Source organism: Qipengyuania zhejiangensis (assembly GCF_035607565.1).
In the GTDB taxonomy this organism is placed as follows: domain Bacteria; phylum Pseudomonadota; class Alphaproteobacteria; order Sphingomonadales; family Sphingomonadaceae; genus Qipengyuania; species Qipengyuania zhejiangensis.
Map to the genome: position 1 here is coordinate 1056395 of NZ_JAYKGO010000001.1, position 14126 is coordinate 1070520.

Genomic DNA, 14126 nt, shown 5'->3' on the forward strand with positions numbered 1-14126 from the left:
GCGCTATACGAGGCGCCGGGCGCCCGTAGCTCAGTCGGATAGAGCACCAGATTCCTAATCTGGGGGCCACAGGTTCGAATCCTGTCGGGCGCACCACCTATCTGCCGAAACGCCTCGCGTAGATCGCGGTCGCGGACAAGATGGCCGAAAAGCTCGCCAGCAAGGCGCATGTGCCGGCCCAGCCATACGCATCGTACACCGCCGTTCCCGCAAAACTCCCGATACCCCCGCCGACGAACATCAGCACGACGTAGATCGTCGTCAGCCGTGTGCGCAGCTGCGGGTCGAGGGACAGGAAGGTCATCCTTCCGGTTACATCCACACCGGGCCCCACGAGGTTCACGAGGAACAGCGGGATCACGATCGTGAGAAGGGAACCGCCAAGCGGCCAGAACAGCAAGATACCGCAAAGCTGGATCACGCCGAAGGTGGCTCGTGCCTTGCGAGGACCGACCTTGTCCGACCATCTACCAAGCCGGGGCGTCGAAAATATGCTGACCGCTGCTATGGCCGCAAGATAGCCGACCGTGTCGGTGCCATACCCCAGTTCCGGCGAGGTGAGGTGCAAGGCAAGGGCAAGCCACAAGGCGATGAACGACGCGAAATTGAGACCCTGGATCGCGCCGGACACCAGCACTTCCCGATAGCTCGACAGCAAGGGAAAGACCGACAACAGCAGGGCAGGGTAGCTTTCGCGACCTTCGGAAGATCGTTCTCCCCCTTCCATCAATCGGGGCAAGGCAAGCGTGACCATGACCATCAGGCCGGTGGCAATCCAGTAGACCGCCCGCCACCCGATATATTCCGCAACCACACCCGCCCCGACACGGGCAACCAGAATGCCGAGGATCACTCCGGCTGTCAGTAACGCTGTAACCTGGCCCAGGCGATCGGGAGCAACGCGTTTTGAAGCGTAGGCGGGCAGCAGGTAGGGGGCGATGGTAAAGAAGCCCAGGACCGTGGAACCCACCACGAACCACGCGAAACTCTGGGCGAGGGTCATGATCGCGAGCGAAGCGGTCTGTCCGATCGCGAACAGGATGGTGAGCCGGCGGTTCGAGAAGCGATCCCCAAGCGGAAGCAACAGGAATATGCCGATCGCGAGGGCGATCTGGTTGAGCGCCGGGACCAGCCCGATACGCGCATGGCTGACCCCGAAATGATCGGCGACATCACCGATAATGGGGTGAATGTAATAGGCGTTTGCCGTGACCACGGCCGCCGCGATCGCGAGCGTGTATTCCTGGCTCCGCGTGAGAAGTGACCGCTGGCTCAACCCAGGTGGCCTGCCTTGCGAGCCGTCTCGATAACGCCCTGCGCCAAGGCAACAGGTTGGTCTTCCTGGCAGAAATGGCCGCAGTTGGGCAGCGTGAGATGGGGCTGCCCCGCGGCGCCCGCTATCCGTTCGATGAGAAAGCGTTCGCTCCCCTTGGTTATCGGATCGTCTTCCCCGAAAAGCGTGAGAAACGGCTTGCTGTAGGCGGCGAGGGCGGGCCATGCACGTTTGTTTTCTTCCACGCCCGGCATCCCGTCTTCGACGGGTACGAGGCCCGGAAAGGCGCGAGCGCCGGCCTTGTAGGGTTCGGAGGGGAAGGGCGCATCGTATGCCGCGATTTCGGCTTCGGTCCGCGCAGTGGCGGTCGCGCGGTCTAGCAACGGTCCGATGGCAAAATCCGGCGATGTCCGCGCAAATTCGCGCCACGCGAGGAACGCGGGCGAAGGTGTCCCGCCCGCGGGCAGGAACGTGTTGCTTGCGACGACACAGGAGAACAGCTCCGGGCTTTGCGCGACCATCCTCAGGCCCAGCAACCCGCCCCAGTCCTGACAGAACAACGCGGCGGGGCGCGGCTCGATCGCATCGCGCCATTGCGTCAACCACTCGACGTGGCGGGCATAGGTGTAGAATTCGGGATCGTCGGGCTTGTCGCTCTTGCCGAAGCCGATGAGATCCGGCGCTAGAACGCGGAAGCCCGCATCCACGAGGATCGGGATCATCTTGCGGTAGAGGAACGACCAGCTCGGTTCGCCATGCAGCAAAAGGACGGGCGGTGCATCCGCCGGGCCTTCATCCACATAATGCTGGCGAGCTGTAAGCCCGTCACCCAGATCCACTTCGAACCAGTTCTCGGCGAATGGAAAGTCTGGGATGACCGCGAAACGTTCGGCAGGCGTGCGCAGTATTTCCATCCCATTGCTCCCTGTGCCCAAGAGGCGCGATCAGGGAGTGCGCTTGCTGCTACCCCCCAATTGGCTGACCGGTACGGTCTCCTTGAAGGTATGGGTAACATAAGGGAAGGGGATCTCGATATTCGCTTCGTCGAGGGCGGCCTTCACGGCGCGTATGACCTTGTCCTTGCTTTCCCAGCCGGCGCGCGGAGTGGAGCCGGCCCACCAGCGCACAAGGAAGTCGACCGAGCTGGAATTGAATTCCTGCGCGAAGATATCGACACCCTTGGTCACCAGAACATCGTCAGCGCCTTCTACCGCCCGGCGGATGACATCAGCGGCGTGATCCAGGTTGGTGTCGTAGGAGACCCCCACCACCACCTGGTGCCGACGCTGGTCGACATCGGTCAAAATCTCCACCGGGTTCTTGAACAGGATCGAGTTGGGAACAACCGTTAGCTCGCCCGAGAGTTTGCGGACATGGGTTTCGCGCAAGGTGATGTGTTCGACCTTGCCGGTGATGCCTTCGCATTCGATCACATCGCCGATCCGCATTTTTTCGCGCAGCATGATCAGCACGCCTGCGAAGAAATTTTCGAAAATGTCCTGAAAGGCAAAGCCGATCGCGACAGCACCGATACCGAGCCCAGCCAGGAGGCTGGAAGGCGTGAGATCCGGAATGACGACGATCGCTGCCACGAACAGGCCGAGAACCCAGATGGTCAGGCGAACGATCGTGTCGATCAGGGTTTTCAGACTGGCGCGTATTTCCGTCCGGCCAACGAACATGTCCGAAATGCGCACCGCGAAGCGCGCGACGATCCACGTGATAAAGACAACGAACAGCGCAATGGCCAGGCTTGGAAGAGTTTCAACGAACCCTTCGCCCATGCTTTGCAGCTGGCCGCGCAACGTACCGATGTAATCCACTTGCAAGAAACTCCCTTTGCGGGGCAACCCTTGTGCCCGCCAAGAGGTTCCAATTTTCTAAGGACCAATCCTTAGCGGAAATTAGCCATGCCCGTGTTCCTTGCGCGCGAGTTCGTGCAGCCAGTCCGCATGGCGCGGGGCCTTCTTCGTCGCGCTCCATTCGTCGAGCATCATGGGCGCAACACGCTTCAATTCGGCGTATTGTTCGTCGGTTCCGATGTCTGCGGCCAGTTCGACACGGTGGCCATTGGGATCGAAGAAATAGATCGACTTGAAAATGCCGTGGTGCGTCGGGCCGAGCACGTCGATCCCGAGGCTTTCAACATGCGCCTTGGCTGCCAGCAATTCGTCTTCGGAGCCGACGCGAAACGCCAGGTGCTGGACCCATTGCGGGGTATTCTCGTCCCGCCCCATATCGGGTTGGTTCGGCAGTTCGAAAAAGGCGAGGATGTTGCCGTTACCGGCATCGAGAAACACGTGCATGTAGGGGTCGTAGGCCCCGGTCGATGGAACGTGATCTTCCGCAAATGCCGTGGTGTATTCCATGCCCAGGACCTTGCCGTACCATTCGACCGTTTCCTTGGCATCCTTGCAGCGATAGGCGGCGTGATGAACGCCCCCAAGCTTCACGGGGTGGTTTGCTGTCTCGCTCATTCGGCCGGCTCCCCCTGGACTTCCAGCACGCCGCGCTTGATCTGGTCGCGCTCGATGCTTTCGAAAAGCGCCTTGAAGTTGCCTTCACCGAAACCGTCGTCGCCCTTGCGCTGGATAAATTCGAAGAACACGGGCCCGACCTGCGCTTGCGCGAAAATCTGCAACAGCAGCCGCGGCTGTCCGCCTTCGGTGGTTCCATCGAGGAGGATGCCACGCATCTTGAGCTGGTCGACGGGTTCGCCATGATCCGGAAGCCGGTCGGGCAGCATTTCGTAATAGGTTTCCGGCGGGGCCGTCATGAACGGAACGCCAAGTTCCTTCAGATTGTCCCAGCACTTCACCAGGTCATCGCAGATCAGCGCGATGTGCTGAATCCCCTCGCCGTTGAATTCGCGCAGAAACTCTTCGATCTGGCCCTTGCCGCCTTCGCCTTCTTCGTTGAGCGGGATGCGGATCTTTCCGTCGGGCGCCGTCAGCGCCTTGGAAGTCAGGCCGGTGTATTCACCCTTGATGTCGAAGAAGCGAATCTCGCGGAAGTTGAACAGCGTTTCGTAATAATCCGCCCAGTACTTCATGCGGCCGTTGTAGACGTTGTGGGTAAGGTGATCGATCACATTGAAGCCCGCACCTACGGGATTGCGTTCGACGCCCGGCAGATATTCGAAATCGATGTCGTAGATCGACAGGCCTTCGCCCTTTTCGCTCGCGTAACGATCGATCAGGTAGACGATTGCGCCGCCGATTCCGCGGATTGCCGGGATATGCAGTTCCATCGGTCCGGTCTGGACCGCGACCGGTTCCGCGCCGCGGGCAAGCAGCTCGTCATACGCCTTGCGGGCGTCACGAACGCGAAAGCCCATGCCGCACGCCGAGGGGCCATGTTCGCGGGCGAAGAACCACGCGGCGCTCTTGGGTTCGTAATTGAGGATGAGGTTGATCTGGCCCTGGCGCCACAGATCCACATCCTTCGATCGGTGGGTTGCAACATGGGTAAAGCCCATCGACTTGAAAACCGGCTCGATGACGCCTTTTTCGGGCGCGCAGAATTCGACGAATTCGAAGCCGTCGAGGCCAATGGGGTTTTCGAAGAGATCGGGCATTGCAATCCTCTGTCCGCTAATTTGGTTTCAATAGAAACTAGTTACGCTTTTACGTCCGCCATGTCAAGAAATCTGGAGGCGCAGGCGACCGTTCGTAGCGATTGCTTAGGCAGGGAATGCTTGGCATCTTCCCGGACCAAGGGAGAGAGCCATGTTCAAGATCAAGGGTATCAATCATGTCGCACTTGTGTGCCGTGACATGAAGGAAACGGTCGAGTTCTACCGCGACGTGCTGGGTATGCCTTTGATCAAGACGGTGGAATTGCCCGACGGGGGGCAGCATTTCTTCTTCGATTGCGGGGGCGGGGCTTCGCTGGCGTTCTTCTGGTGGAAGGATGCGCCACCGGCAGCGCCGGGAATCGCGTCGGTAAAAAGCTTCCCTTACGAAGCGAAAACGGCCGTTGGCTCGATGAACCACTTCGCGTTCGACATGGACGAAGGAGACCTGGAGATAGCGCTGGCAAACCTTCAGGACGCGGGCGTTCCGCACACCCATGCGGTGGTCAATCACGATGACAGCAAGATGGGCGTGGCTCAGGATATGCACGACGGGGTGTTCGTGCGGTCGGTTTACTTCACCGATCCAAACGGCATCATGATGGAATTTGCCGCCTTCACAAAACAGTTCACATCCGAGGACGTGCGGCACGAACCCGCCACGGTGGACGCCTGATGCCCCGCCTGCGCGAAGTGCCGTTCGCCGAGGCTGACGACACGGTAGCAAAGCCGCTTTACCGGATGCTGTTCGGCGATCGCGATCCGGTCGAGGAGCCCGGCACGGCAACCGGTACGCCGGGCGACTGGTGGACCGTTTTCGCCAATTCGCCAGACACCCTGAAACACGCGGCACAGGGCTTCGGATATTACCGCAGCGCCGACAGGAAAATCGATCCAGTCCTGCGCGAACTGGCCCAGACCTGGGCGGGTTACGCGGTGGGCAGCCAGTTCGTGTTTTCGCAGCATTGCAAAAGCCTTCGCGGGCTTGGCGTGAGCGAGGAGAAGATCGCGGCGGTGCCCTGCTGGCAAACCGCCGACTGCTTCGATGCAAGAGAACGGCTGGTCCTCGCCTACGCCGACCGGTTGGTCACCCACCGGGGACGGGTTCCCGATGCCTTGTTCGAAAAGCTGAAGGCCCGGTTCAGCGACGAGGAAATTCTCGAGCTGACCTACATCACCTGCCTCTACGATATGCACGCAGTGATGAGCAGGGCCCTGAAGACAGAGTTCGACAATCGTGACGATCCCATCGTGGAAATCGCCGCGCCCGCAGATTTCACAGCGACGGACTTCCTCGACACGGGGCGTTGATAACACTCGGCCCGAAATTCGCTTCGCATCGCGGCGATAATACTTGCGCGGCGCCCTTAGTTATGATTCTTAACGACCATGCGACGCAGGGGCCCATTCACAGCGATTCACAAGGCAAAGGCCACGCAGCACGCGGCACTGGCCTGCCTGCTTGCAATGGGCGGGATCGCGATTGCCGGGCCGTCCGGGCTCCTGGCGTGGAGCGAAAACCTGCGCCTGCTGGACAAGCGTCAGGCGCAGCTTGCCGAAATCGAAGCGCAGCGGGATGCGCTGGCCAACAGGGTCGCTCTGCTCGATCCGAAAAACGCCGATCCCGACATGGTTGGCGAACTGCTTCGCAGCCAGCTCAACGTCGTCCACCCGGACGAAGTTGTCATCAAGCTCGAAGATTGATTCCGCGCTCAAGCGCCGCATTTCCGTAAGGGTTTTCGTATGCACTCGCGCGCACCCCGTTGCGCGGCGCGCGCGGCTGTGCCTATAGGCGCGAGCACATTCCTCCCCGGAAGAACTAAGGACACAAGTCTTGGCAAAAGCCCCCCGGAGCAAGAAACCCGCAGTAGAAACCTCTGCCGACGGCAAGGATTTCGCCCTTCATTCGCTGCAGGAAACTCTCGAAAAGACGCGCCGCTTCGATGCGAGCAAGGAACAGATGCTCCACTTTTACGAGCAGATGCTGCTGATCCGTCGGTTCGAGGAGCGGGCAGGGCAGCTCTATGGCCTCGGCCTGATCGGTGGCTTCTGTCACCTCTACATCGGCCAGGAAGCGGTCGCGGTCGGCCTCCAGTCCGCTTTGAGCGAAGGGCTGGACAGCGTCATCACCGGCTATCGCGATCATGGTCACATGCTCGCCTACGGGATCGATCCCAATGTCATCATGGCCGAACTGACGGGCCGTGAGGCCGGGATTTCCAAGGGGAAGGGCGGCTCGATGCACATGTTCAGTACCGAGCATAAGTTCTACGGCGGCCACGGTATCGTGGGTGCTCAGGTCTCGCTTGGCGGCGGACTGGCGCTCGCGCACCAGTACAACGGCGATGGCGGCCTGTGCCTTGCCTATTTCGGCGATGGCGCGGCGAACCAGGGCCAGGTTTACGAAACGATGAACATGGCGGCGCTGTGGAAGCTGCCGATCGTGTTCGTGGTGGAAAACAACCAGTATGCGATGGGAACCGCGGTAGGCCGCAGTTCGGCCGAAACCGAATTCCACCGCCGCGGCACCGCTTTCCGCATCCCCGGGATGGAAGTGAACGGCATGGACGTTCTGGAAGTGCGCCAGGCGGCCGAAATCGCCTTCGCACACGTTCGTGCGGGCAAGGGCCCGGTGCTTATGGAGTGCAACACCTATCGTTACCGCGGGCATTCCATGTCCGACCCGGCCAAATATCGCACGCGCGAAGAGGTGCAGGACGTGCGCGAGCACAAGGATCCGATCGAAGGGCTGAAGAAGCTGCTGATCGAAAACGGGTCCAGCGAGGATGAATTGAAAGCCATCGACAAAGACATTCGCAAGATCGTGAGCGCGGCGGCCGATTTCGCGGAAAGCTCGCCCGAACCTGCGGCTTCTGAACTCTACACCGATGTTCTGGTGGAGGAGTATTGAGCCATGGCAATTGAACTCAAGATGCCCGCTTTGTCTCCCACCATGGAAGAAGGCACGCTGGCCAAGTGGCTCAAGGCCGAAGGCGATGCCATTGTCGCCGGCGATATCCTTGCCGAGATCGAGACCGATAAGGCGACGATGGAATTCGAGGCTGTCGATGAAGGCACCCTGGGCAAGATCATGGTCGCTGAAGGCACCGAAGGGGTGAAGGTCGGCACCGTGATCGCCATGATCGCGGGCGAGGGTGAAGATGCCTCCGCTGCTCAGGCCCCCGAACCGCTTGCTGACGTTCCTGGCGAAGGAAAAGATGTAGGCCGCGAACCTTCAGAGGCGCAGATTACCAAACCGGCGCGCAAGGTCGATGTGAAGGACCCTGACGTTCCCGAAGGCACCGGATTTACCAAGACGACGGTTCGCGAAGCCTTGCGCGATGCGATGGCCGAAGAGATGCGGCGCGACGAACGCGTGTTCGTGATGGGTGAAGAGGTTGCCCAGTATCAGGGTGCCTACAAGGTCACGCAGGGCTTGCTCGACGAATTCGGACCCAAGCGCGTGATCGATACGCCGATCACCGAATACGGGTTCGCTGGTATCGGCACGGGCGCGGCGATGGGCGGACTTCGCCCGATCGTCGAGTTCATGACGTTCAACTTCGCGATGCAGGCGATCGATCACATCATCAATTCGGCCGCCAAGACGAATTACATGTCGGGTGGCCAGATGCGTTGTCCGGTCGTGTTCCGCGGGCCCAATGGCGCGGCAAGCCGTGTCGGCGCCCAGCACAGCCAGAATTACGGCCCCTGGTACGCGAGCGTTCCCGGACTGATCGTGATCGCGCCCTATGATGCGGCCGATGCCAAGGGCCTGATGAAGGCCGCCATCCGGTGCGAGGATCCGGTGGTCTTCCTGGAAAACGAACTGGTGTACGGTCGCACCTATGACGTGCCAGACATCGACGATTACGTGCTGCCGATCGGCAAGGCGCGTATCATGCGCGAAGGCACAGACGTCACGATCGTCTCGTACTCGATCGCGGTCGGGCTGGCGCTGGAAGCCGCCGCAGAGCTTGCGGGCGAAGGCATCGAAGCCGAAGTCATCGATCTGCGAACGCTGCGCCCGTTGGACAAGGACGCCATCCTGACCTCGCTCGCGAAGACCAATCGCCTGGTTATCGCGGAAGAGGGTTGGCCGACCTGTTCGATCGCATCCGAGATTATCGCAATCTGCATGGAAGAAGGCTTCGATCATCTCGATGCCCCGGTGATGCGCGTGTGCGACGAGGATGTGCCGTTGCCCTACGCGGCCAACCTCGAAAAGCTGGCGCTGATCGACACGCCTCGCATCGTGGAAGCCGCCAGGAAGGTCTGCTACCGCGACTGAACCCGGTGATCGGCCCGCCGCGACCGAGGGTTGGGGGTTAAATCCGACACCACTGCAATGGTGCCTGCGCGGGTGATCCCTTCGCAGGCGCCTGGTGTTGCGGCCATCGAGCCTGAAGTTCCCGAAACTTGTGAGTGCGCGATAGATTAACGCAACGGGCGATGCCGCTAACATACGGAATTACAAGCGTAAGGGGGTCGATTGGTGCCCTCTTATTTACTTGCTTTTAACCATGACGGTTTACGGCATTCACACGCGTTGCTGGCATTAGGCATCCTGAGCCAAGTTCAAGGAACCCTCTAATGTTCAGCAATGTGAAGCGCCTTCTAGCGGACTTGCGCGGTAACCGCGAAGGCAACGTACTCACTCTGATGGGTCTTTCGATGCTCCCGCTCGTCGGGACTCTGGGCCTCGCCGTCGATGCGGCGCAGTGGATCAGCTGGAAGCGCGATCTTCGCAGCGCCGCCGATTCTGCTGCTATCTCCGGGGCGCAGGCGCTCAAGAACGGCACCGATGTGACCGCGGCCGTGAACAAGGTCCTCGGCTACAACACGCAGCACAGCTATACCGTTGTCGCGATCGAAACCCCGCCGACATCCGGCACCTTCGCCGGCGACAAAAGCATGGTTCGCGTTGTCCTGTCGACGAAGCAGAAGCTCCCGTTCTCGAGCCTGTTTCTCGCCACTACTCCGACGGTGCAGGTCGAAGCGATTGCCGAGGCTTCGAGCGAAGTTGCCAACTGCGTGATTGCCCTGTCGTCCAGCGGGAACGCGCTGTCGATAACCGGCGCTGCCACGGTGAACATGAACTGCGGCCTGCAATCGAATTCCAATTTCGCTGCAACGGCCACGGGCAGCATCAACGCCGGCGCGCTTTCCGCGGTCGGCATGGTCAACGAAGGCAACAACATCACCGAAAGCACCGCGATCAACAACGGCGTCGTCGCGGAAACCGATCCATATGCGGGGACGATAACCGATCCCAACATGGTGTGTAACAACTGGCCGCTGATTTCGGGCGCCGGAAACACGCTCTCGCCGGGCTGCTATCGCGGCATCCAGGTTCAGGCCAACGCGAAGCTCACGCTTCTTCCGGGAACCTACTATCTGGGCGAAAAGGGCATGAGCGTGGGGGGCAACGCGACAGTCAAGGGCGACGAAGTCACGCTGGTTTTCACCAACACCGCGTCGCCGTTCAATGCATCGAAGATTGGTACTTTCGGCGCGCAAGGTACGTCGAACATACAGATTACCTCTCCGTCGTCAGGTCCTTACGCCGGTATCCTGATGCATCAGGACAGCCGCACACCGTATTCCAACAACACCCGTCTGTTCATCACCGGTGATAGCAATTCCGAATTCGATGGAGCGATCTACGCGCCGAGCACCGAAGTCGCGTTCAGCGGGAACAGCGGCATGACCACCGATTGCCTCCAGATCGTGGCGCTGTATGTCACCTTCACCGGCAGCACGAATGTGGCCAACACCTGCCCGTCCGGGCGCGGCGTTGTGTCGTATTCCGGCGAACATTTTCTGAGGATGCGCCAATGACCATTTCGATCCTCAACCGCCTGAAGCGCGAAGACCGTGGCAACGCGACGGTCGAACTCGCGCTTGCAACGCCGATCCTGCTGACCATGGCCCTGGCTGGCGTGGATGTTGCGCTGGGCTTCGTGCACAAGCTCGAAGTGCAGCAATATGCCCAGGTCGGTGCCGACTATGTGATGTCGGAAATGGAAAACGTGCCGCTGGCCGCGCAAGTGAAGTTGCGGGTTCAGGAAGCAAGTGGGCTTGATGTGGGCAAGATCACCGTAACCGAATGGATCGAGTGCGACGGCACCAAGACCGCGCTTCCGGCATGTTTAAACAGCGGTAGCACGGCGACGAAATACATGAAGATTTCCGTCCAGAAGGACTACACGCCGTTGCTGAATATCAAGGGTTATGCAGACTACGTGAAAACGTTCACGCATACCGGATCGGTCACGCTGAGGACGCTATGATCAAACTATTTCGCCATCTCGCGCGGGACCGTAAAGGCGCCGCAGCCGTGGAATTCAGCCTGGCAATCCCGATTGCGCTCACGTTGATCCTGGGCTGCATGAATTTCGGTATCTACCTGTTCTTCAAGAACTCGGTAGCCACCGCGATTGATGAAACGGCGCGCAGCGCGATGCTGTGGCCGATACCCGACGATGCGCAATTGGCGACGAACTTCGAAAATTCGCTGCTCACGGCAAAGACGTTCGGCACGGCGCAGTTGCAGGTCGCTCACGGGACCTCCACCGACGGCCGCGATTATGTCGATCTCACCGGGACCGGCGGTTACCGGATCAACCTGATATTCGTCGACCTGGGCACGATACCGGTGCGCTCCACCCGCAGGGCTTTCGTCCAGGCATAATCTCATCCATAGCCCTGCGCTATGGCCGATGCCGAGCTGCTTATTTCAGATGACGACGCGCCGCCCGAGGTGCGTGTGGCCATTGCCCACGCCCCTGCCGAGCTTCGCGGCGCGGTCCGCACCATGCTCGCGCTCGATCGGCAGTTTGCCTCCATCCTCGCAACGACGAGCGAGCCGATGCTGGGACAGGTGCGCCTGGCGTGGTGGCGTGACCGGCTGACCGAACCCCTGGAAACCATGCCGAAGGGCAACCCTTTGCTGGAAGCAATCAGCGCTACGTGGGGACCGTCGCGCGTATCCCTCGCCCCTCTTGCGGACGGATGGGAGGCGCTGCTGGTAGCCGACGATTTGGATGACGCCACGATTTTCCGCTTCGCCGAAGGTCGTGAAGCGGCGTGGAGCGGGCTTGCCGGACTTGCCCGGCAAGGCGCCCGGACCAATGCGATCCGTCAGGCCGCCCGGGTTTGGGCGCTAGGCGACCTAGCTTCGAACATCTCCGACCCTGACGAGAAAGCCCTTGTGCTCAGCCATGCCGAGACCTTGGCGCAAGCTGCGTTGGTTCTGCCAAGGAAACTGCGCCCGCTGGCAATCCTCGGTTCCCTCGCGCGCCGCTCGCTTGCGCTCGGCGGAGCGCCCCTGCTCGGTGACCGCGGTGCAGCGTTGACGGCATTTCGGGTAGGAATTTTCGGGCGTTAGGCTAAACTCCTCACATCATTGGAGGAAACGAATATGCGCGGCGCCGTTCTTGGCTCTATCTGTACGCTGGCTTTGGCCGGACTGGGCCTGTTCTGGTGGCAGGGCAGGGCGCAGGTCGAACAGGCCGCTCCTCCGCCTGTTGCCCAGACCTCGGCCCCCGCACTGCCGGCAATCCCTGAATCCGATCCGGGCAGTATGGTCGGTCCCGCCCCGCCCGAGGCCAGCGAACTGAGCAAGGAGCAGCGCCGGTTCTTCCGCTATGATCGCAATCGCGATTGGCGTATCAGCCGCACCGAGATGCTGTCGACCCGGAGCGATGCGTTTCGCAAGCTCGACAAGGATGGCAACAACCTGCTCGACTTCGAGGAATGGGCGGTCGCGACCGTGACCAAGTTCGAGGGGGCCGACACCGACAAGGACAACCAGCTTACCCCCGGAGAATTCGCGGTAACCGCACCCAAGCCGGTGAGAAAGAGAGCGTGCGCCTGTTAGGCGGGGACGCATTCCACGGCGGCCAGCCAGTCTGTGAAATCCGCTTTCGCCCGGCCTGTGTACGCTTCCTTGCGTTGTTTTTTCTTCACATCGTGCAACGGCGGGAAAAGGCCGAAATTAACGTTCATGGGCTGATAGGTGGCAGCATCCGCATCGCCCGTGATGTGGGATAGCAGTGCGCCAAAAGCGGTTGTGCGCGGGGGAGGGGTCCATTGCCTGCCCGATAGTTCGGCGGCGGCCATCATCCCCGCCATCAGACCGATTGCCGAACTTTCGACATAACCTTCGCAGCCCGTGACCTGTCCGGCGAACCGGATGTGTTCGGCATTCCTGAGCCGCAACTGGCGGTCCAGGACCGCTGGTGAATTGAGGAACGTGTTGCGGTGCAATCCGCCCAGCCGGGCAAATTCGGCGTTCTCGAGGCCGGGAATGGTCCGGAAGAGTTCAACCTGCGCGGCGTACTTCAGCTTCGTCTGGAAGCCGACCATGTTCCACAGGGTGCCCAGCTTGTTGTCCTGGCGCAGCTGGACCACGGCGTATGGCCAGCGTCCCTGCGGAAATTCGGGGGTCGTATCGCGCGGATTGTCCAGTCCGACGGGCTTCATCGGGCCGTATCGCAACGTTTCGACCCCGCGTGCCGCCATTACTTCGATCGGCATGCAGCCATCGAAATAGGGGGTGTCTTTCTCCCACTCGCGAAATTCGGTCTTTTCGCCGTCCATCAAGCCCTGGTGGAAGGCCAGGTACTGGTCCTTCGTCATGGGGCAATTGATGTAATCGCCTTCCTCGTTCGAAGCCGCCGTCTTCTTGTCCCAGCGCGACTGGATCCAGCAGATATCCATGTCGATACTGTCGCGATGGACGATCGGCGCGATGGCATCGAAAAATGCCAGCCGATCCTGACCGGTGGCCGAAACGATGCTTTCGGCAAGCGCCTGCGCCGTCAGGGGGCCGGTAGCCACAATGGTCGCCCCGGATTCAGGAAGCGTGTCGATGCGTTCGCGAACGACCGTGATATTCGGATGATCTTCAAGCGTGCGTTGAACTTGCGCCGAAAAGACATCGCGATCCACCGCCATGGCCGAACCTGCAGGCACGCGAGCGGTTTCACCCGCTTGCATGATCAAGCTGTCGAGACGGCGCATTTCATGGTGCAGCAGCCCCACGGCGTTCTTTTCGTCATCGTCCGAGCGGAAGCTGTTGGAGCAAACGAGTTCGGCAAGACCATCGGTCTGGTGGGCTGGTGTCATGTCGCCGCCGCCGCGCATTTCCGAAAGGCGGACCTTGAAACCGCGGCGCGCCAGTTGCCATGCAGCCTCGCTGCCGGCCAGCCCGCCGCCTATGATGTGAATATCGTGGGTCATTGCGCGCCACCTAGTGCTTGCACGTGGCATTCG

The 14126-nt window shown here is 60.6% G+C and carries 16 protein-coding genes and 1 tRNA gene; 11 read left to right on the plus strand and 6 right to left on the minus strand.

Features of this window, described 5'->3' with window-relative positions; translation table 11 throughout:
* Positions 1 to 19: 19 nt before the first annotated feature.
* Positions 20 to 96, plus strand: a tRNA-Arg gene (locus tag VR863_RS05055).
* Between the two features lies 1 nt (position 97).
* Here VR863_RS05055 and VR863_RS05060 read toward each other — a convergent pair.
* The 5 genes from VR863_RS05060 to hppD form a co-directional block, all read right to left on the minus strand.
* The gene (locus VR863_RS05060; protein ID WP_324827341.1) at positions 98 to 1276 is read right to left on the minus strand and encodes an MFS transporter; all 1179 of its coding nucleotides are present in this window, start codon (positions 1274 to 1276) and stop codon (positions 98 to 100) included.
* Positions 1273 to 2187: a haloalkane dehalogenase gene (locus tag VR863_RS05065; RefSeq protein ID WP_324827342.1), complete on the minus strand. Its 915-nt coding sequence runs from the start codon at positions 2185 to 2187 to the stop codon at positions 1273 to 1275. The genes VR863_RS05060 and VR863_RS05065 overlap by 4 nt, the downstream gene beginning before the upstream one ends.
* Positions 2188 to 2217: 30 nt before the next feature.
* Complete coding sequence (locus VR863_RS05070) at positions 2218 to 3096, minus strand: mechanosensitive ion channel family protein (RefSeq protein WP_324827343.1); 879 nt, start codon at positions 3094 to 3096, stop codon at positions 2218 to 2220.
* 81 nt (positions 3097 to 3177) lie between these two features.
* Entirely contained in the window at positions 3178 to 3750 is a 573-nt protein-coding gene (locus VR863_RS05075; protein ID WP_324827344.1) for a VOC family protein, read from the minus strand.
* A complete protein-coding gene (hppD, locus tag VR863_RS05080) occupies positions 3747 to 4850 on the minus strand; it encodes a 4-hydroxyphenylpyruvate dioxygenase (RefSeq protein ID WP_324827345.1) in 1104 nt (367 codons plus the stop codon). The genes VR863_RS05075 and hppD overlap by 4 nt, the downstream gene beginning before the upstream one ends.
* Positions 4851 to 5001: 151 nt before the next feature.
* Here hppD and VR863_RS05085 point away from each other — a divergent pair, with 151 nt between their 5' ends.
* From VR863_RS05085 to VR863_RS05130, 10 genes are all read left to right on the plus strand, one after another.
* Complete coding sequence (locus VR863_RS05085) at positions 5002 to 5523, plus strand: VOC family protein (RefSeq protein WP_324827346.1); 522 nt, start codon at positions 5002 to 5004, stop codon at positions 5521 to 5523.
* Positions 5523 to 6158: a carboxymuconolactone decarboxylase family protein gene (locus VR863_RS05090; RefSeq protein WP_324827347.1), complete on the plus strand. Its 636-nt coding sequence runs from the start codon at positions 5523 to 5525 to the stop codon at positions 6156 to 6158. The genes VR863_RS05085 and VR863_RS05090 overlap by 1 nt, the downstream gene beginning before the upstream one ends.
* Positions 6159 to 6236: 78 nt before the next feature.
* The gene (locus tag VR863_RS05095; RefSeq protein ID WP_324827348.1) at positions 6237 to 6551 is read left to right on the plus strand and encodes an FtsB family cell division protein; all 315 of its coding nucleotides are present in this window, start codon (positions 6237 to 6239) and stop codon (positions 6549 to 6551) included.
* Between the two features lie 130 nt (positions 6552 to 6681).
* Positions 6682 to 7758: a pyruvate dehydrogenase (acetyl-transferring) E1 component subunit alpha gene (pdhA, locus tag VR863_RS05100; protein ID WP_324827349.1), complete on the plus strand. Its 1077-nt coding sequence runs from the start codon at positions 6682 to 6684 to the stop codon at positions 7756 to 7758.
* A gap of 3 nt (positions 7759 to 7761) precedes the next feature.
* Entirely contained in the window at positions 7762 to 9138 is a 1377-nt protein-coding gene (locus VR863_RS05105) for a pyruvate dehydrogenase complex E1 component subunit beta (RefSeq protein WP_324827350.1), read from the plus strand.
* Positions 9139 to 9440: 302 nt separating this feature from the next.
* Positions 9441 to 10688, plus strand: a complete 1248-nt coding sequence (locus VR863_RS05110) for a Tad domain-containing protein (protein WP_324827351.1) — start codon at positions 9441 to 9443, stop codon at positions 10686 to 10688.
* Positions 10685 to 11140 carry a TadE/TadG family type IV pilus assembly protein gene (locus VR863_RS05115; RefSeq protein WP_324827352.1) on the plus strand — a complete coding sequence of 152 codons (456 nt, stop codon included), beginning with the start codon at positions 10685 to 10687 and terminating at the stop codon, positions 11138 to 11140. Before VR863_RS05110 ends, VR863_RS05115 begins: the two co-directional genes overlap by 4 nt.
* Positions 11137 to 11541, plus strand: coding sequence for a TadE/TadG family type IV pilus assembly protein (locus VR863_RS05120; RefSeq protein ID WP_324827353.1), 405 nt, complete (start codon positions 11137 to 11139; stop codon positions 11539 to 11541). The genes VR863_RS05115 and VR863_RS05120 overlap by 4 nt, the downstream gene beginning before the upstream one ends.
* 21 nt (positions 11542 to 11562) lie before the next feature.
* Positions 11563 to 12237 carry a squalene/phytoene synthase family protein gene (locus VR863_RS05125; protein ID WP_324827354.1) on the plus strand — a complete coding sequence of 225 codons (675 nt, stop codon included), beginning with the start codon at positions 11563 to 11565 and terminating at the stop codon, positions 12235 to 12237.
* A gap of 33 nt (positions 12238 to 12270) precedes the next feature.
* Complete coding sequence (locus tag VR863_RS05130; protein WP_324827355.1) at positions 12271 to 12729, plus strand: EF-hand domain-containing protein; 459 nt, start codon at positions 12271 to 12273, stop codon at positions 12727 to 12729.
* Here VR863_RS05130 and trmFO read toward each other — a convergent pair.
* On the minus strand, positions 12726 to 14093 hold the full coding sequence (gene trmFO, locus VR863_RS05135) for a methylenetetrahydrofolate--tRNA-(uracil(54)-C(5))-methyltransferase (FADH(2)-oxidizing) TrmFO (RefSeq protein WP_324827356.1): 1368 nt from the start codon (positions 14091 to 14093) through the stop codon (positions 12726 to 12728). The genes VR863_RS05130 and trmFO overlap by 4 nt on opposite strands.
* Positions 14094 to 14126 lie beyond the last annotated feature (33 nt).